This is a genomic window from Pedobacter frigidisoli, assembly GCF_032678525.1.
GTDB classification, from domain to species: Bacteria; Bacteroidota; Bacteroidia; order Sphingobacteriales; family Sphingobacteriaceae; genus Pedobacter; species Pedobacter frigidisoli_A.
On record NZ_JAVTSE010000003.1, the window covers coordinates 583,145 to 602,879 of the forward strand.

Sequence of the window (19,735 nt, forward strand, 5' to 3'; positions counted from 1 at the left end):
ATTTTAAATTTGAACTTTAGGAGCCGCCAAATGCCGGATGCATCACATGCAATTTCTTGCAGACAAACTATTCCCTACGCCGGTATGATCACGGATCAGGTTATGAGGGTATATTCTCAGCCAGATAATTGCAGGCACCCCTAAAGCTTATTTATGCCGCAATATAGGTCATATTTACCATCGCGCCAAAAGTAAAATAATTCAGGTATTAACCTCCAAGGTTAATTATCCAAAACGGCAGCAAACAATGATGAACTAAATTACATCCTCACCATAACGAGCTTTAACAGCTCAAAACAATTTAAAGAAACATCCTGAAAGGGCTTACTAAATATTATCCGTCAAACGCATCCAATCAATTTTCATACATCGCTGCCCTTTCGTCTGCCAACAAAGCAAACTGGTTATCTCATTCATATTGGTATTTTCAAGCGATACCGCCCTGTAATCCAGCATCAAATCACAAGCAAATTTTCAAGCCATTTTCCGCTGTGCTGCTTTCGGTTTAATTTAGTTGCTAGGCACTAACCTATCTTCTTTAGTCAGGCTGACCTTGAACAAGTAAGGCCAGACGAGTCAAATAAATTCATACAGGATAATATATATATATATATATTAACTGACTCAAATAATAATTGAATATCCCAGGATGCCATTTTTTTTAGCGGTGGACTAATTATAATCACACAGCAAAAAGCGCAATTAAACTTTGCTTTATCCTCAAAGTGTAAGGGCAGCATCCTGGTATAACCTATATCATTTACGAGTAAATCTGGTTTCCATTTCTGGTGAATTCCCCTGATTTTTCCTGCATACCCCTTTCCAATGCCTCCTGCTCACCAACCCCTTGCGCGGCAGCATACTCGCGAACATCCTGAGTGATTTTCATGGAACAAAAGTTAGGCCCGCACATTGAACAGAAATGGGCGATTTTCGCCCCTTCCGCCGGTAGGGTCTCATCATGAAATTCTCTCGCGGTATCCGGGTCAAGTGATAAATTGAATTGATCCTCCCACCTGAACTCAAACCTGGCCTTACTTAAAGCATTATCACGGTATTGAGCCCCGGGATGGCCTTTGGCCAAATCCGCTGCATGGGCTGCGATTTTATATGTGATTACTCCATCTTTCACATCCTTTTTGTTGGGAAGCCCAAGATGCTCTTTGGGGGTAACATAACACAGCATAGCTGTGCCGAACCAACCTATCATAGCAGCTCCAATAGCTGAGGTGATATGATCATAACCCGGCGCAATATCTGTAGTCAATGGACCCAAGGTATAAAACGGTGCCTCATGACAACATTCAAGCTGCTTTTCCATATTTTCTTTGATTAAATGCATCGGCACATGTCCGGGTCCTTCAATAATAGTTTGTACGTCATGCTGCCATGCTATTTTAGTCAGTTCGCCGAGCGTTTCCAGCTCGGAAAACTGCGCTGCATCGTTTGCATCGGCAATACAGCCAGGCCTTAACCCGTCGCCCAGCGAAAAAGAAATGTCATAAGCTTTCATGATCTCACAGATCTCCTCAAAATGCGTAAAGAGAAAATTTTCTTTATGGTGGGCCAGGCACCATTTCGCCATTATCGAGCCCCCACGGGAAACAATGCCTGTAATTCTCTTAGCAGTGAGGGGTATGTAGCGAAGCAATACACCCGCATGGATAGTAAAATAGTCAACTCCCTGCTCCGCCTGCTCGATGAGCGTATCTCGAAATATCTCCCAACTTAGATCTTCTGCTTTACCGTTTACCTTTTCCAGTGCCTGATATATTGGTACTGTCCCTATTGGTACAGGTGAATTCCGAATAATCCACTCCCGGGTTTCGTGTATATTTTTCCCTGTTGACAAATCCATGATCGTATCAGCCCCCCAGCGGCACGCCCATACGGCCTTCTCGACTTCTTCCTCAATAGAAGAACTCACTGCAGAATTACCAATATTGGCATTAATCTTGACCAAGAAATTTCGGCCGATGATCATCGGCTCAAGTTCAGGGTGATTGATGTTGCAGGGAATTACTGCTCGTCCCGAAGCAACTTCTTGCCTGACAAATTCTGCAGTAATATATTTTCTGGGCGTGTTAGCTCCAAAACTGTGCCCTTGATGCTGATGGTTCATCGTTCGAGCATCGCCTTCCAGTTGTTCATTAATGAGATCAATTTGCTGGTTTTCCCGGATAGCAATATATTCCATTTCGGCAGTAATTATTCCTTTTTTGGCATAGTGCATCTGTGAAACATTAGCACCCTGGATTGCTTTATAAGGCCTGTGGGAAAAGTCAAATCGCAATTCATCCAACCGGGCATCTTCAAGCCGTTCCTGGCCGTAAGCTGAGGACAATTGAGATAATTGTTCAACATCCCCTCGGTTAGTGATCCACCGCTCTCGCATCCGGGGCAATCCCTTTCTAATATCAATAGCTACATCTGGGTCTGTATAGGGACCACTGGAATCATAGACAGTTACCGATGGATTATTCGAGCTCATGCCAAACCCACTGTGAATTTTGGTTTCACTAAGTTTTATCTCCCTCATTGCCACCTGTATATCGTGAATTTTCCCGGGAACGAATATTTTGCAGGAGTTTGGAAAGGGATCTCTGCTGATCAGGTTTTGATCTGGTAACTTTTCTTTTTTCATATTAATGATTTATCTGCGCTAAGCAGTAGTGATGAATATAATTCTCTGTAGATGAAGATTTGTGCGCTGCCAAGCCATATCTTCGAAAACGGTCTGATGGATGGTAATTATAATTTTCAAAATCCAGATCCCGTCCATAGCGGGCATACACATCCTTGAAGAGTTATGATTGAGAAAATATTTCCGATTGTGAACAGTTAATTCCATATTTGATCATTTGGAAAAACTATAGGAAAGCCCAATACGGAACTTAAAAGAAGCGCTTTGGAACTGCGTTCTACTTTTCCCTTCGACAGTACTAACTGTATCAGGTTCAAAGGGTATATCTCAGCACAAGGCACCCCTAAAGTTTTTTGTAAATATAGCCGAAAAAAGTTTGATACCAAATATACAGCTGTTATGCTTAGCAGTTGCATTCACCAAGGCCATGGTAGTTAATAATTAGATATTACAATCGGATTTCGCCTAGAAATTGTCAAGAAGAAAAAATAGAAGGCCACAGCCATCAAATACACGATTTGTATATCAATTTCATTCTCGATGCAAAATTTAAATTCTGGCTGATGAATGAGGCCAATACCCAAGCGTACAAATGCCCTATTTGAAACCCACAAAATATCTAATATTGCTAAATAAAACAGAGATCACAAATATGATCTCTGTACAGCAGAGTTAGAAATCCTGAGCTGGCTTGGTAGCCCGTTTTTCAAGGTGGAAATGAAATATATTATCCGCCCAAGCCAATAGAAAAATCTGTAAATGTTGAGGTATTGAGTACTGTATTATCGATTGCACAAACGACCAAGCCCACATATACTTTTGCGTCCATAGCAAGATTTACCGACCTCATGGGTGTCCAGATAAGCCCATTAAAAGAATGATAAGCGGTAATCATATTGCCCTTCCTGACCATTTTTAACCAGTATGGTACCGGACCGGCAGTATCATGTTTTTGCAGGTCAACTGCAGGACCGCCCAGGACGTTACGCCTAAAAAATTCTGCTCCAGCATTCCCTGGCTCCATATAAATTGTAGCATGCCTTGAATTTGGTGAAAGAGATTCCCTGATCATTAGCCCAGCCTTAGCCCAGGCATAGGTATTTTGAATCGAAGCAACCTTGGTGATCAACACCACATCACCTGATATTTCCCTGTAAGCAAAATGGAAAGCATCAATAGTATTATAGATGTCTTTACCTGAACCTTTAATAGTCCAAGTGCCGTTAGCAAAAGCCGTGCTTCCGGATACGCCAACAGCACCAATATCCAGCCCAGTTAAATTGGTTACCGCATTCATTATTGGAGGAACTGCAGGGGCAAGCGATGCCGGTGGAGCGGCTGGGGGTGTAGGCGGAGTTGCACCATCCTTTCGATATAAAAAAGTTTCCGCAGTTGCGCCCATACTGTTTCGGTACTGATCGGTAAATGGTGCAGGGATACCTTTCCTTATCGCATAAGCTCCGTATATCAGCTCATATACCACAGGCCAGTTCCAGGCACCTTGCCCCGATCCCATTGAAGTGTAATATCCGTAACACGCACCAAAGGGTGTAAAGGGAACTGAATTGTTTAAATTATATTTAGCGAAGTATTCCATGGTAGCCAAAATCCTATTATCAAGCTCACCAAAAAGATCTATGTTCTGTTTCCAGGCTGTTTCAGCAACAAAGGCAAAATTCCCGATCAGCCCCAATGCATGAGCTTGGTCGCGCCCCGAGTCGGCATTTTGACCAGAAGCCAGTGTTGTTCCAGCAAGTCCTCCACATGCATTATTGTGCCATGCGTCTAAGACCTGATTGAATTTTGTAGCATCATTGTTAAAGACAGCAACCGCAATTGCCCCCTTGAGCTGAGCAGCCCCTTGATTTGCCGCCCTAAGTTCCGAATTTTCACTAACTCCGAAAAGGGGCCAAAGCATATTGGCAAAATAACTTTCGCAATTTGTCGTTGCCGCACTATTCCAGCCAGTATAGTTATATCGCAAAATTTCAGCTCCGATTATAAAGTTCAAACCATAATCGCTTGCGGCAAGGAAAGGTGTCCCACCTGACCAAGAGGTATGGGTTGTCGTCCAGGCATTTAGGATTTGAAGCGCCTTGGCCGCGTATGCACTATTTCCGGTCACATAAAATTGGATTGCCTGATAGAGCACCGCTTTTGCATCACTTTCATACTGAGTCAAATTCAAATTTGGTTCTCGACCAACCGTAGCATACGGGCCCATCATCGTGTAATTAAGAGACCCTTGTGCACTGGATGCAAGTAAATTATATCCTGTAGACCATGGCGCAACTGTACGATTGGCCTTCATTCGCTCAAGATCATAACTGCTGAATGCAATCCCTGGATGGCGAAAGCTACCAGTCAGGGTTGTGCCGCCCACTTCTTTTGGAGGGATGACTTCTGTTTGCGTCACTTCTACATTCTTTTTAGTGCACGCACCCGCAATTAATAAAAAGAATAATATTAAAATATTTCGTTGTTTTTTTCTCATGGTTAAAGGTTTATATTGGTTATTGATCGGCTTAAGTTATTAGACTATTGATACAAACAGGCTGAGTCTTCGAATACAAAGCTTTGAACAACACTAACTGGCTAAGACTACGATCTTCGTTGTTCTGATACATAGACAATCGGAATCTTTTCCCATACTCATCGTACTGGACAGTTGAGCTTGAAATTTAAACTCGAGCGCTATGAGTCTCCCTTTAAAGCTCTTACGCAGTTGATCCTACACTACATGACTAGTAAATTTTTCAACAGGCATTTCAATTCATCTGTGATTCGCTTGATATCGACCAGTTGAGCCTACAAAAAAAGGCATTTAAAGTGCAAAAGTAAGGTTTTCTCAATTTTCTCAAACCAATAGAGTATGATGAGCTGATTTTGCTGTCATATAAGGAACTATATAGGAAACCCAAAATGATTAAAAAATATCAGTCAATTCTTGCATTTCTTTTCACATTAATATTCACTACGGTTAATGCACAACGTATGCCCGCTTCAACTCGCGGAACGGTTAGCTTTGATTCAAAGTGCATGCAAATCGAAGGAAAAGACACCTTCATTTATAGCGCGGCGTTTCACTATTTCAGGATACCAAAACCTCTTTGGAGTGATCGATTTAAGAAAATCAAAGCAGCAGGATTCAATGCCGTAGAGAGTTATATACCCTGGAACTGGCATGAGCGCAAGATGCCAAAATCCGAAAATGATTTTAGCCAGATCGACTTATCTGACCTGGAGGAGTGGATGAGCATGGCAGAGAAATTCGGATTATATATCACTGTAAGGCCCGGTCCGTACATTTGCGCGGAATGGGATGGTGGCGGATTCCCACAATGGCTTGCCCAAAAGAGACCTAAAAATTTAGCTTCGGAGGTCTGGCTGCAGGGAACTGATTCTGAGTATATCAAATGGAATAAACACTGGTACAATGCCGTCTGCAAAGTAGTTAAACCCCACCAGATTACTCAAAAGACTTCTGGAAATTCTGGCGTAATTCTTTTTCAAGTAGAAAATGAATATAACCGTATCAAATGGTTTTCCCCGAATATTAAAAAAGAATATTTGGAAATACTTACCTCAACAGCCAGATCCAGTGGGATCGATGTTCCCATTTTTACCTGCTGGACCGATCAGTCGCGTAAAGTAGAGACAGGCCCTCTCAAAGGTGTACTCGATTTTGTAAATGCTTACCCTAAATGGGAAATTGAAAAAGTTTTCGGAAGACTTACCTCCATACAGGAACGTACACAGTCCGATCTACCTTTAATGACTATGGAGCTACAAGGTGGATGGTATTCTGAAGTTTCAGGAAAACTGAGCAAGGATCAGGATGGTACCGCGCCAGTTCAAACACAAAACATAACCCTTTATGCACTGCAGCGCGGTTATAGCCTAATCAATTTCTACATGCTTTGTGGTGGGACAAACTTTGATGACTGGGCTTCCAGACAGACAACAACAACATATGATTTCGGGGCAGCCATACAGGAGAATGGAGCAGTGAATGAACGCTATCGCAGGCTAACAGCAATCGGACAGTTTTTAAAAGAGCATGGTAATAACCTATTGCGGAGTGAAATTACAAAAATAACATCAAAATCATCTGACTCGACAGTTAAGGTCACACTTCGCAGAGGAAAAGACGGCAGCCGTTATTTTTTCGTACGTACAGAGGAACACAGCCGTAATCACTATGGGAACATTGAAATAAAGGAAGGTGAAGATTCGAGGTTTAACTTTGATTTTAGCCTCGAAGCATTCGGATCGAAGATATTTTACCTGCCACCAAATGCCACTGCGCAAACAAAAGGAGAATGGTATCCAAAGTTGCCTGATCCTTTACAACGCCCCACTATCCATGCTGATACCATTACAATAAATAATATTCAGCTTAAACCAGATGACCTACCACAAAAATGGATACCGCTGAAATTGGGACAGACGGTTGATCATTTTGGCATATATGGACGCCATTACATCTATTACAAGGCAACAGTTCCGGCTTTTGCGAAATTTTCAGTTAAGCGTATTGGACAAAAAGTCGTTAACGCAACTGAAGCCGATTCTTTAACAGCCTGGGTAAACGGAAAGATATTAGTACCAGTTTCCCAGAACAGGGAATCAATAACTTTTCAGATGCCAGATCATGAGAATGAGGTGATCCTGTTGTTCCAAAATAAGGGCTTACATCACCATACTAATGCTAGTTTGGAAAAACATTGGCTTAACGGACCTAAAGGACTTGAAGTTAATGGTCGTCAAGTTCCCTTACAGTTCGCTTATCAGGAAAAGAAGAACGGTGAACACTATTCATCGAAAGACTATAAACTGGAATCAGAGTGGATCGCAGTCAACTTGGATACTGTCAAAACCCTTAGTGATACAAAACTTCTGACCTGGAGCAGGGCCACCTTTGAATTACCAGATCAAACATCCGGGGTATGGTATCCATGGCATCTGAAAATTAAAGCCTCCGGAAATGGATTCATTTATCTTAATGGTCATTGCATCGGCCGTTATTGGCAATCTGGTCCTCAAACTAATTTTTTCTTGCCAGAGTGCTGGTTAGAATTTGGTAAAGGAAAGCAAAATATCATCTCTATCAGTTTAAGCAAAGCAGACCGGCCAATAAATATCAGCACATTACTCGTTGTACCTGAGAGCGAAAGTGCCGAATTCACAAGTCAAGCACATCAGACCACTACCGCTAACCCCTAATCTTTCAAAGATATATTTTTATGAGCAAACAAATTAAAATCAAACAGCTGATCTTAGTGCCTTCACTTATGGTTATGTTGGGCTGCAGTTTTTCCTGCAGAAAAACGGGAGCCATTGAATCCAACGCAAGTTTAATTAGCGAGGCATCGTTGATTTCATCACAGACCATTCAACAATCGTCACTTATCAATTCAACTACTCAAAAAGAGAGCGATTTTGAGGATGGTACCATTTCACCTTTTTCCATCTGTACAACACAAAATCCGGCTTATGGGCAGGCATTCACCCTTAATGGACAGAAGTGTATGAAGTTTTATTGGACCCAGACAGGCTATGATGGTACAAGAATGGACCGTGGTGCAGAAGCTTGCAGCGACCTGAATATTTATAAGGATGGATGGTACGGATTTCATTTCTATTTATCCTCGACAGCATTTCCAACCAACAAATCCCAAACCATTGCGCAGGTTTTCTCTAATGGTGGATGTGCTTCCTGGACAGCAATGCTTGAGGTCAAAAATAATGCACTCTGGCTTGTGTACCGCGGTAACTGTGCAACAACCGGCAACACGGAAGTTCAAATCACGGGAAGTATTCAGCGAAATGCTTGGAAAGATTTCATTATCCATTTCCGAGCATCAAATAACGGAACAGGTTTGGTTCAGGTATGGTATGCTGGCGCAGGTAAAAATACGCCAACCTATCAGGCTACAAATATCAATTTTGGATTTGGTACCTGGGTTAATGATACTTTGGATGCGAATTCGCCAATCGGACTCAAATTTGGGATGTATAATTGGGACGACGGCAACTACACGGCTAATGAAAGCAGAACAATATATTTTGACAATGTGAGCCAGCTTGCGGGAAATCCATCAGATGCATGGGAGACCGTTAATCCAAATTTATAAAGCAGCATCCTGAAAAAAACCGTGAACTTAAGCCAAAATGGTCTTAATGGATCTATTCAGTATACGGTGCTAGCTAAACAAGCATCTGCAAGGACAATCAGTCCTTTAATATCAGGCAGTCATCTCAAAGTTGATTGATATCGAAATAAAATTGAGTATTCAAACTAAAAGCTGGTGTCTTGATAGAACACTGCAGCGGATAATCATTAGCTAAGGTAAATATTTGGTTAGACCGGAAGGCCACCTGGATTGGGGCCTTCCATTTATATCCCTTGTGATCCTTCCAGAAAACGACCATATGCAATTAATTTGTATAGGATATTCACCTCCATTCAGCTCATCAACATTTTACTGAATCCCAGTGACTGTTAAAATTCACAATTTATTGGATTTACAATTTACGATTTTAATATCCGATGTTTACCTTGTGAATGGTGGTCCCTCAGAATAGCAACGGAACCAATGACCTCTTTTTTGTAATATTAAATTTATCCTCCGTATCACTAATCTTTTTTGAATTGACAAAGCAAAAATAGCCCATGATTTCAAGTTACTGAAAGTTTATACTGGTCAATAACAAAAAAGGCAACAACCAATCGCAGATGATTATGCAAAACCGGAGCATCTGTTGATACATGTTAAAGTAATACGGATTAGCAATAAATGGTATCTCAGGCAGTTTTTAACAACGCTTTTTGGAAACCATTATACAATTGTTCTTAATTATCCCAAGGATAAAGTCAACTGCCACTCATAAAAAAGTGTTTTAATGTACAAATAACTACATCATCCTGAACATTAATTTATGCCCCATTGGTAATGTCAGAGACATGGATTTCCGGTCGGCGGATCTGATTAAAGGTACCTGGATTTCTTTTTCCTCTTGGGTAACTTTGACAGTCTGTATTATCCGGGTTCTGAATCCGCGGTCAGTAGGTATCTTTAACTTAAATGGACCTGTAGAAGAATAAGTCAAAAATTTTCCAGTTTTTGTTAAGCATACAGAGATATCTTCAGCGGCATTGATTTCTATTCCTTCAAAACTTAAAGATTTTCCTTTTGCTAAAAACAAATAATCCAAGTGCCCATCAAGAAGTGAAACTAATCCAAAACATCCCTGAAAATCAATATTCCCGCTTAGGGTTTTTTTCTTCAAATTATCTACCGAATGAATGATATACTGGCTGGCATGCAGCTGATCAACTTTAATAATCTCCATGCCTGGCGGAGAATCAGGAAAGGAAACCTTTACAATCGAAGGATCTTTACTATAAGGCTCGAATACACCAACAAATGGGCTTTGCCAGCCATCTTTATCGTTTTGTCTTATCAAGAGCATGGGTGTAGTGCCAGGTGCGGCGTTAATTTTATTGGGTGTGACAGCCCCGATGATTGTAGTATATGGCGCCTCTGTTGCAAAAATCTCGCGACCATCTTCTCCCTTCATATGCATGTCCATGGACAATGTCGGCTCTGAGGAAAGCGCCTTGAAGCAAGCTGTAAAATCCCCATTATAATAGGCAGACTTCGAATTTTTAAAGAACGCAAAGCCGGGCTCACCAACGCGGTTTAAGGGTTTAGCATTAAGTCTTAAAGGAAAATCTAAACTATCTTTTATTTGAAAAAAATCTCCAAGATTATGGTAAAGGTAATCGTTAGAATTTTGATTTGACCGAAAAATATCCACATAATAACCGGTCTTGGCAGAAGTCCTCACCAATGCGATTACTCGTCTTTTCTCTGCTGCTGAAACATCTGCAAAGCAAACCATATCTGAAACTGTTTTTGAGTTTGTAAAGGATAAACTGTCTATATATGGTTCAGAAGCATTGATTTTAATTTCTCCAAAACTATAGCCAGGTATGATGGTATTGCTGCCGGTTGCAGTTTGGTGGTAATTATAGTCAGCAGTCCAATAAGACTCATAGCCCGAGGCATCAGGTGCCATGGCCCATCCGTCGTTATAGAATTGAGCCGCCAGTCCATTGGGCGAAAGATGCTGTTTTTTATTAAACCCTCCATACAGGGTGGCCATTAATCCTGTAGCAATGTCATCCCCATTTTTTAAAACCAAATGCCTGTGGGCGGCACTATAGGCGATCCTATCATAATCAATCTTATCTTTCGATTCAGGAATCTCTGGGACATTTAAACAAAGGCCTTTGATATCGGTAGCATTTCTGTTGTAATGTCCCTGGCTAATACCCTTGATTAAAGCAGAAGCAACTTTTGAAGCATTAAGTGAATCATTTCTCCAATAATAATAGGTCAACAGGCGTTCAAAGGAGTTAAAATTTCCTGGTCCTCCCCGCATATCGCCAAATACGACCACATTCCCCCGGGCATCCAACCATGGAAAAATAGCCATAGCGGCTTTTTGAATCATTGGGTTTTCACCAATAGTATTGACACCAGTTTTGTAAATCATCAAACTCATATTTAATACAGAGTTAATGGTACCCAAAGCGTAGCCGGGCGACTCCGCCCAAAGTCCCGTTACCGGATCATAATCCTTTAAAATATCAGGAAGTGCGTTATGATATGGAGTTGAGGTCGTAGTGAAATATTTTAAATAATAATCACGGCCATGACCATCAGCATATGAAAGGTCTGTATCCAGCACCAATATCGATGGCATCATCATTTCCCAGCCATTGATGTTCCAATTACCGCTCTTACCTCCTCTAACCATACCGATATCAATGAACCTTCTAAATACAGTTGCAGCGATTTCCCTCAGAGATTTTCCAGTGACATGGATTATCTTCGGTTCATTATCACGAAGATAATCGTAAAGAAAATCGTAGATTATTGCACCATGAGTTTGCAGATCATCATGAATCTGTTCATAATCATAATATCCAAGCGTACCGCCCGGAGCATAGCCTCCCGGCCCTCCAGAAGATTTTCCGGGATCAAGAATAGGATTCATATAATAAGTTCCCAGGAGCCAGGTACTGAAAATATCGGCGGAAAACTTCGCGTAACGACTGTCTCCTGAAAGCCAGTAGATAAAGGCTGACTTTTCCGCAAGAGTTAGGATTTCGTTATTATTTTGTCGGATAAGGTGACCGGATTTTTTATACGGTACCAGATCAATCTGGTCTCCAGAGGGTGTTTTTCTGATGGCGCGCATATCTCCGCTTTCATTATATGAAATACGGTCCGCTAGTGGAACATTAACGTACTCGTTCCAAACCCGCATGCCCGGCATTCTAACCGTCGGAACTGGTGCATTACCTTCCCCACGCGCCCATTGCAGGTTTTCCAGATAGCATTGCGTGAAGTGTTCACCATCCTTCCAGTACATTGACATCTTTGATATAATCCATTTCGGGTCCGCCTGATGTCTATTCACATAGGGATCTACAGTAGCCTTAATTTTATTAAAGGATAAACTGGCCCACTGCTGATGCTTGATCTTTTCTAAAATACTACTGCGATCCTGCCCAGTGGCAAAAATGATTGGGTGGGTCTGCGCGCTGAGAAATTGAGTGGCCACCCCTGACAAAACCAATATAATGGTGAAAAAAATTTTTATCATCGAAACCTATTTTTGGATTCATAAATTAAAAGAAACTTTCTCTTTTCACTGCAAATCGCTCTAAATTCATGTACTTAAATTGCTGAATTAATAAGCTGGCGAACATATCTTGAAAACTTAGAACAAACTGATCATTCTAATCAATCGGAAGTAGATAAATAGCCTGTTTATACTTTGACCCTATATAACCTTAATCCAAAAAGAAAAATAACAAAATAACAAACTATAGGCAAATAGTAGGCTTGTGCTACATCGTGATTGGCCACTTTTCCCATAAAGTATGGTAAAACAGCTCCTCCAACAACACCCATTGAAATGAACGAAGAGGCCTGTTGAGTATGCTTACCCAGATTTTTTAGTCCTAAGCTAAAAATGGTCGGGAACATGATACTAAAGAAAAAATTTAAGCTAAACAGGGCGCCATATGATATCCATCCCCAACTTTGGGCTACGATAACACATGCGACCATACTACAAAATGCAAACGCGGCCAGAATCTTATTTGGTGAAATAAATTTCATAAGATAAGTCCCAGTGAGGCGTCCGATGGCCATCATAGCCATAAATAAAACCATATAGTTGCCAGCCTTTTCATCGGTAAATCCCATCTTTTCATGACCGTAATTAATAAAATAACTCCAAGTGCCTGCCTGTGCCGCCACATTAAAAAACTGTGCCACAGCTGCCCACACAAAATGACTATGCCGATAAAGCTTCTTTAGTGGTGCTGCATCTATATTTCTAGCTTCAAGTTCAGTCTCATCATGCAAGATTGCTTGAGGAGCAGTTAGTGTTGGGATTGTGATAAAGCAAAAAGCAATAGCAACCACCACAATGAAACCACCCAACCCGACATAAAGGGTTTTAACCGAGTCCATAGTTGTTCCCTCGCCAGATGTTGCCCGTAGCAAAAAATAGGTTCCAATGGCCGGGCCTATAATGGCACCAATTGCATTGAATGATTGGGAAAAGTTCACCCTGCGATCGCTCGTACGCTGATCCCCAAGTGCTGCAGCAAAAGGATGGGCTACCGTTTCCAGTGTGGCCATGCCACAGCCCAGGACAAAGAGCGCAATCCTGAAGAAGCCAAATGAGCTGGCAGTGGCAGCGGGTACAAAAAGAAAAGTACCGGTCGCAAAAAGAACAAGTCCTAAAATTACTCCAGATTTATAGCCAAATTTTTTAAGAAAAATCCCAGCAGGGATACTCATAACGAAATAAGCTCCAAATACAGACAGCTGGATTAATCCTGACTGTGCCTTAGAGAGGTTAAGTACATTTTGGAAGTGTTTGTTGAGGACGTCGCTCATCGAATGGGCCACTCCCCACAACATAAATAAGGAAGTAACAAGGATAAACGTAAATAGATATTTTTTGTCTGTGAAAGCTGGTTTTTGTGACATGTTTATTGTGGTCTGTGTCGTATTTTTTGATTATTATTTTTCAGAAAGCCAGATGGCGAGACCACCCGATGGTTTTAAATGTACAGACAACACTGTCGATGCATTTACAGTCATGCTATTTACGGCAACTTTAGTTTGTGTATGAATAGAATCATCATCCGAAAAAATCTTTGCAGTATACCTTTTTCCTTTAGGGAGGAAACTGAAATCTAATTTCACTACTCTGCCAAAATTGTTAGTGATGGATCCAATAAACCAATCCTTATCTTTTCTCCGGGCGGTAGTTATAAACTCCCCGGGCATACCCTGCAAAACAATGGTCTCATCCCAACTCACCGGTAGTCTGTCCCAAAATTCGAGCTCGGGTTCATTCTGGTAAGCCGATGGCTTATCATACCAGTAAAGGGTTTGAATGGGACTAAAATAAATAACACCCAGCGCCAATTGATGTGCATGGGTGGTTTTGATACGCTTGTCAAAATAACAAATTGTATAATCTGCTGCACCAGCAATATACCTGGTAAAAGGTAATATGGTATTGTGTGTAGCATCCGGCATTTCCTCATTCCCCCTTACCCCTTCAGCAGTCATTAAATTAGGCCAGGTACGTTGCTCCCCTGTTGGCCTCCAGTCATCATGTATATTTACCATAATATGGTTGGCCGCTGCCTGTTGTATTGCTTTTTGTATCCAAGTGGTCCAGCGGTGCGAACCTACCTGCACAAAGCCAAATTTTACGCCAGCTATTCCCCATTTCCTATATACTGAAAATAAACTATCACTTTGTGCCAACAAGGCCTGCTGATTGACATATAACCAAACACCTACTCCTTTCTCTTTACCATATTTAATAATCGCCGGAAGGTCAAAATCCTTGATTGCAACTTTGGTTGCATCTGAATCAAAACTAAATGCAGGCCCATACCATTTCCAGTCAAAAAGTATATACTGGAGATTTCGTTGACGCGCAAAATCAATATTATCCAATGCATCCTTGGTTGTTTGCGACATGACCCTCATGATCTTACCCGGCTGAATCCAATTGGGATTTTCAATCTTATTAGCTCTGTTGAGGTTTAAAACTAAATGGTTTCGCACAGCGAGTTGCTGGGGGGTTTCTGCTATAATTACTACACGCCAAGGTGTGACGAAAGGCGAAATCAAATCAACAGGACTATCCATAGCGGTAACAATGGTATTTGCCTTTGTTCCACTCAACTTAAATTTTGTTCGGCTGTAATCCACCATTCCAGCTTCTGCCAGACATGCAAATAATCCGTTTTTAAGCTGAAGGGTCATCGGTCTTTCGGCTTCTTCCGGCCAGTTAACAAGAGGCAACTTCCGATAGGGCGCCTGCGCCCATTTCGCTACCCATGCCAAACTCCCATCAGGCATCGTAAATTCTGTGTTTTCCGATATCACTTTAAAATAAGACCCTTTTTCATTTTCAGGAAAATAAAAACGCATTGCTAAACCTTCATTGTAAAGCCGGAACTCAATATTCATCTTATACATCGGATGATCGTCCTTGACCGTTTCAATAGTTAAAGCGTTGTATTGATCACGAATACTGGACTGCTCGCCATAGATAGGTCTCCATACGGAATCGCGCTGAGTTCTACTGGCCGCTTTAATCTCTAAATTCTCAAACCATTCTTTATGGACATCTACCTTTAATGCCATAGCGAGCTCAGACAAGTGGTTATCGAGTTCCAAGTTGAGTTTGGAAGGTAGAATCACTTCCTTATTCTCATATTTAAGATGGTAATAAAAGCTTCGTTTATTGTGATCATTTTGCTGAAAAAAACTCAAAGTTAACTTTCGGTCCGGTGAGCTTAAGATTTGCTCAGAACCGGGCACAATTTCAGTTGCGAACCCATTTTCCAATGAGAATAATGTTAACAGAATGGCAAGGCAAAATTTGATATTGAACATATTTTGAATGTTAATTCCCAGTGAATGTATAAATCTTTCCTTTTTGTGTAGCAAAATCATAAAGTTCCGTATTTTTAATAATTGGTTTATTTAATTTCGCCATTGACGAGACCAGCGGTGAGGGAATATCATCAGTTTGGTAGAAAATATTTGAATTTTTACCGGTGGCTTTTAGCAATTTTAGTCTACCATCTCCACTTAGCACATTAGGAATCCTTATCCTGCAATTTCCACCAAGTGTTGATTTAATAGTAAGTCTTGTTAGACGGCCATTTAGCCATTTCATTTCCAATATTTCAAAACCTCCCCTTGCCCTCAGGCCTTTTACTACACCAAAGCTCCAAGCATCAGGCAATGCCGGTAAAAGATGGATGTCTCCATCATGGCTTTGCATCAGCATTTCGGCAATACCGGCAGTACACCCGAAATTGCCATCAATTTGGAACGGCGGGTGTGCATCAAAGAGATTATTATATGTTCCACCCCCTTCTTTATTAGTTCCCAGAGGCGATAATTGTTTTTTGATGAGTTCGTAGGCGTGGTTTCCATCTAAAAACCTTGCCCAAAGATTGACCTTCCAACCCATACTCCACCCTGTGGAAATATCACCTCTGAAATTGAGCGAATTTTTCGCAGCTTCATAAAGATCGGGAGTGCGATAGGGTGAAATCTGCTTACCTGGGTATAAGCCAAATAAGTGTGAAATATGGCGATGTTTATCCAACGGGTCATCCATATCGCTCAACCATTCCTGCAATTGGCTATGTTTACCAATTTGCATTGGCGGCATGCGTTTGCGTGTAGCTACTAATTTTTGGATAAAAGTATGGTCAATACCTAAAGCCTGCGCAGCACGAATGGTATTAGAGAACAGATCAAAAACTATCTGATTATCCATCGTGGCGCCAACTGTGATTGATACACCTTTCCAGCCAGGCAGTTTTGGTTCGTTTTCTGGTGATGTCCCGGGTGCATTGACCAACCAATGGTGTGAGGGCTCTTCAACAAGATGATCGACAAAAAATTCAGAGGCACCTTTGAGAATATTATAATAGGAAGTGAGGAATTTTTTATCACCACTGTAGAGGTATTTCTCCCAGACATGCTGAGTAAGCCAGGCGCCACCCATAGGCCAAACTGCCCAGTAGATCCGGTCAACAGGTCCTGTGATGCGCCATATATCCGTATTGTGGTGTGCCATCCAACCTCGAGCGCCGTACATGACCCTTGCAGTTTCCTTTCCCGTTTCAGAAAGATCTTTAACCATATCCATCAATGGACCATGAAGCTCCGCCAGATTGGTATTTTCGGCCGGCCAGTAATTCATTTGTGTGTTAATGTTGATGGTATATTTACTATCCCATGCAGGGCTCATTTTATCATTCCACACACCTTGAAGATTCGAAGCCTGGCCACCCGGTTGAGAGCTCGATATCAGCAGATATCTGCCATATTGAAAATATAAAGATACTAGTGCCGGATCACTAACGCTGGCAAATTGCCTGAGACGCTCATCAGTAGGCAAGTCCGCAGATTTCATGCTACCCAGATCAAGCTTTACCCTGTTAAAATATTTTTGATAACAGGAAATGTGGTCGCTTAGCAATTGCTTATAGGTTTTCTTGCTTGCCAGCTCCAAATATCTAAATGCCTTTTGCTGCTCATTTGCACTCACATCATGGTAGTTGACGAAATTAGTCGCAATAGAGACAAAGATTGTTGCCGTGGTTGCATTCTTCACCAGGATGGACGTATCAGTTTTCAAAACAGTTCCCCCGTCAGTAATCATTTTTACCTGCGCTGAGAACTTAACTTTAGACTTTATACCCTCATGGTCTTCCGTTGTTCCGTTTAATATTAAGGAATGATCCCCAGACTCCACATTAGCCCGTTGCTGAGTGAATATATTGGCTTCAAAGTTTAAACTTGCAGCCTTATCTGCCGAAAGCCGCATCACCAGTACCTGATCTGGAATGGAGATAAATGATTCCCTTGTGTATGTTATACCATCAATTGAATAGATTGTTTTGCTTACTGCGGTTTCAATGTTAAGTTCCCGATAATAATTCTCGGGGCGTTGGTGCCCTTTGAAATTGAGATATAGGTTAGCTACGGGCTGAAACTTCATACCGTTCGCGATTTTGGATTCGATCTTTTGTCCGGCCAAATCCTGAGCATCTTTATATTTACCTTCAAAAAGGAGATTCCTGATCTGAGGAAGTGCCCCTAAAGCTTCCGGATTATCGTTCCGGTAAGGTCCCCCTGTCCATACCGATGATTCGTTTAACTGGATATTTTCTCTCTCTGGATTTCCATAAATCATTGCACCCAAACGGCCGTTACCCAATGGTAAAGCGTTCGTCCAAGTGTTGCCCGAAGGCTTTTTATACCAAAGCTTAAGCGCTGTAGTACTTTGCGCAAAACTGGCTGAAGAGTAAAGGAAAATTGCAAAGATGTAATTTAATTTATTTTTGCAGAACATCGTATTTAATTAGGTGATTGTTTGGATATTTATTTGACCTGAGCAACAAGCTTCATTCCCTTATTTAATTTCATCAACCTTACCAGCGCCTCTACATAGTAATAGTCTGCATATATAATGGAGGCATCTATCTCGGATTTTGCAGGCTTGTTTCCTGTCGAATGCAATAGAAATGCATCATTTAAGGATCCACTCAAATAATCAGGACTCGACAGTGTGGTGAGCATTCTTATTGCCTGGTTTTTATAAAAGGTAGCTTTCGTTTTTTCTTTTACAAAGGTTGAAAGTTCGAGTAGAGCGGATGCAACAACTGCAGCTGCCGAAGCATCCCGAGGCACATTGGATATAGCAGGATCATTAAAATCCCAGTAGGGTACGGCATCGGCAGGCAGTTTTTTCAAATACACATCACTCACTTTTTGAGCAAAATCCAGGAATAAAGGGTTTTTCGTCTCCCTATAGCACATCGTATATCCATAAATTGCCCAAGATTGCCCCCTTGCCCACATGGAATCATCCCCATAACCTTGATGAGTTATTCCTTTTATCTTCTTGCCTGTTTCCTTATCATAAACCACAGCATGATATGAGGTAAAATCAGAACGAAAATGATTATCCATGGTAACCAAGGCATGAGATACTGCAATGTCATAAAGCTTCTTACTGCCGCCGTTTTTTGATGCCCAAAATAACAACTCCAGATTAATCATATTGTCGATAATCGTATTATGTTGTGGCCAATCCATATTAGGCACTGGCCGTGGCCAGGATAGGATCGTACCTACTTTAGGATTATATAGTGTGGCTAGCGTATCAGCAGTTGCCAGAACTATCTTTTTATATTCAGGATTACGCGATAACCGGTACCCATTGCCAAAACTGTTAAAAATCTGAAAACCTAAATCGTGATCAATTGCTTTACTCTGGGATAAGGGGGTCAATTCTTTCGAGAATCGATCGGCTTGTTTTTTAAAAAGTGGATTTTTTGTCCCCTCGAATAGATACCAGAGAATACCTGGCCAAAATCCGCTACACCAATCCTGATAATTTACATATCGCCAATTAGCCTCACCATTCGGGATGCTTCTTGGAATATTAGCACTGCTAAAGGGAATATTTTGTAAAGTTTTTTGAGCTTGAACGCTACAATATGCTAAAGCATCATCAGGATTTATCTGCCCTTTCACATACGCTACCTGGCACAAGAGCACCACAGAAACGATACTTATTTTAGAAATTTTTTTGAACATTTATATATATTAAACTATTACAACGGGAGGTTCAAACCGAAAAATTGTTTAAGGAAATCAATAATTCTTCAGACTAGATTAATGAAGCCATTCGTAAAAAAAAAGATGACCATACGTCTGTATGGCCAAACTTTTAAATCAAAAACTAACTAATCTATTTACTTTCAGCCAAACTTTTCATCATTATTCCAAACAGATTTATTCTCCGATTTTTTAATTTCATTAAGAATTTTCTGCCAGTGTATATCTTTATTTCCAGATAATGCATCTTTGATACTAAAGGCTATCGGCATATCTTTTTCAGCCTCTCTAATTTTTTTTTTGTTGCACACATATACAG

Annotated in this window: 9 protein-coding genes and 2 riboswitches; of the genes, 2 read left to right on the forward strand and 7 right to left on the reverse strand. The window is 41.1% G+C overall.

Annotated features, from left to right (window positions below; all coding sequences use genetic code 11):
* Positions 1-54 precede the first annotated feature (54 nt).
* Positions 55-152, reverse strand: a riboswitch (TPP riboswitch).
* Between the two features lie 608 nt (positions 153-760).
* Positions 761-2,644, reverse strand: coding sequence for a phosphomethylpyrimidine synthase ThiC (thiC, locus tag R2Q80_RS11560; protein WP_316799764.1), 1,884 nt, complete (start codon positions 2,642-2,644; stop codon positions 761-763).
* Between the two features lie 267 nt (positions 2,645-2,911).
* Positions 2,912-2,999, reverse strand: a riboswitch (TPP riboswitch).
* 372 nt (positions 3,000-3,371) lie between these two features.
* The gene (locus tag R2Q80_RS11565) at positions 3,372-5,138 is read right to left on the reverse strand and encodes a DUF1349 domain-containing protein (RefSeq protein WP_316799765.1); all 1,767 of its coding nucleotides are present in this window, start codon (positions 5,136-5,138) and stop codon (positions 3,372-3,374) included.
* A 428-nt stretch (positions 5,139-5,566) separates the two neighbouring features.
* Here R2Q80_RS11565 and R2Q80_RS11570 point away from each other — a divergent pair, with 428 nt between their 5' ends.
* Positions 5,567-7,870, forward strand: coding sequence for a beta-galactosidase (locus R2Q80_RS11570; protein ID WP_316799766.1), 2,304 nt, complete (start codon positions 5,567-5,569; stop codon positions 7,868-7,870).
* A gap of 20 nt (positions 7,871-7,890) precedes the next feature.
* Positions 7,891-8,781 carry a heparin lyase I family protein gene (locus tag R2Q80_RS11575; RefSeq protein WP_316799767.1) on the forward strand — a complete coding sequence of 297 codons (891 nt, stop codon included), beginning with the start codon at positions 7,891-7,893 and terminating at the stop codon, positions 8,779-8,781.
* A gap of 781 nt (positions 8,782-9,562) precedes the next feature.
* On the opposite strand, the gene R2Q80_RS11580 is transcribed toward R2Q80_RS11575, so the two are convergent.
* The 5 genes from R2Q80_RS11580 to R2Q80_RS11600 all read right to left on the reverse strand — a co-directional run bounded on the left by R2Q80_RS11580 (position 9,563) and on the right by R2Q80_RS11600 (position 19,395).
* Entirely contained in the window at positions 9,563-12,325 is a 2,763-nt protein-coding gene (locus tag R2Q80_RS11580) for a hypothetical protein (protein WP_316799768.1), read from the reverse strand.
* Positions 12,326-12,492: 167 nt separating this feature from the next.
* Positions 12,493-13,728, reverse strand: a complete 1,236-nt coding sequence (fucP, locus tag R2Q80_RS11585; RefSeq protein ID WP_316799769.1) for an L-fucose:H+ symporter permease — start codon at positions 13,726-13,728, stop codon at positions 12,493-12,495.
* 33 nt (positions 13,729-13,761) lie between these two features.
* Entirely contained in the window at positions 13,762-15,663 is a 1,902-nt protein-coding gene (locus tag R2Q80_RS11590; RefSeq protein WP_316799770.1) for a glycoside hydrolase family 97 protein, read from the reverse strand.
* A 10-nt stretch (positions 15,664-15,673) separates the two neighbouring features.
* Positions 15,674-18,145 (reverse strand): glycoside hydrolase family 95 protein, encoded by a 2,472-nt coding sequence (locus tag R2Q80_RS11595; protein WP_316799771.1) that lies wholly within the window; start codon positions 18,143-18,145, stop codon positions 15,674-15,676.
* Positions 18,146-18,174: 29 nt separating this feature from the next.
* Positions 18,175-19,395: a glycoside hydrolase family 88 protein gene (locus tag R2Q80_RS11600; RefSeq protein ID WP_316799772.1), complete on the reverse strand. Its 1,221-nt coding sequence runs from the start codon at positions 19,393-19,395 to the stop codon at positions 18,175-18,177.
* Positions 19,396-19,735: the final 340 nt, after the last annotated feature.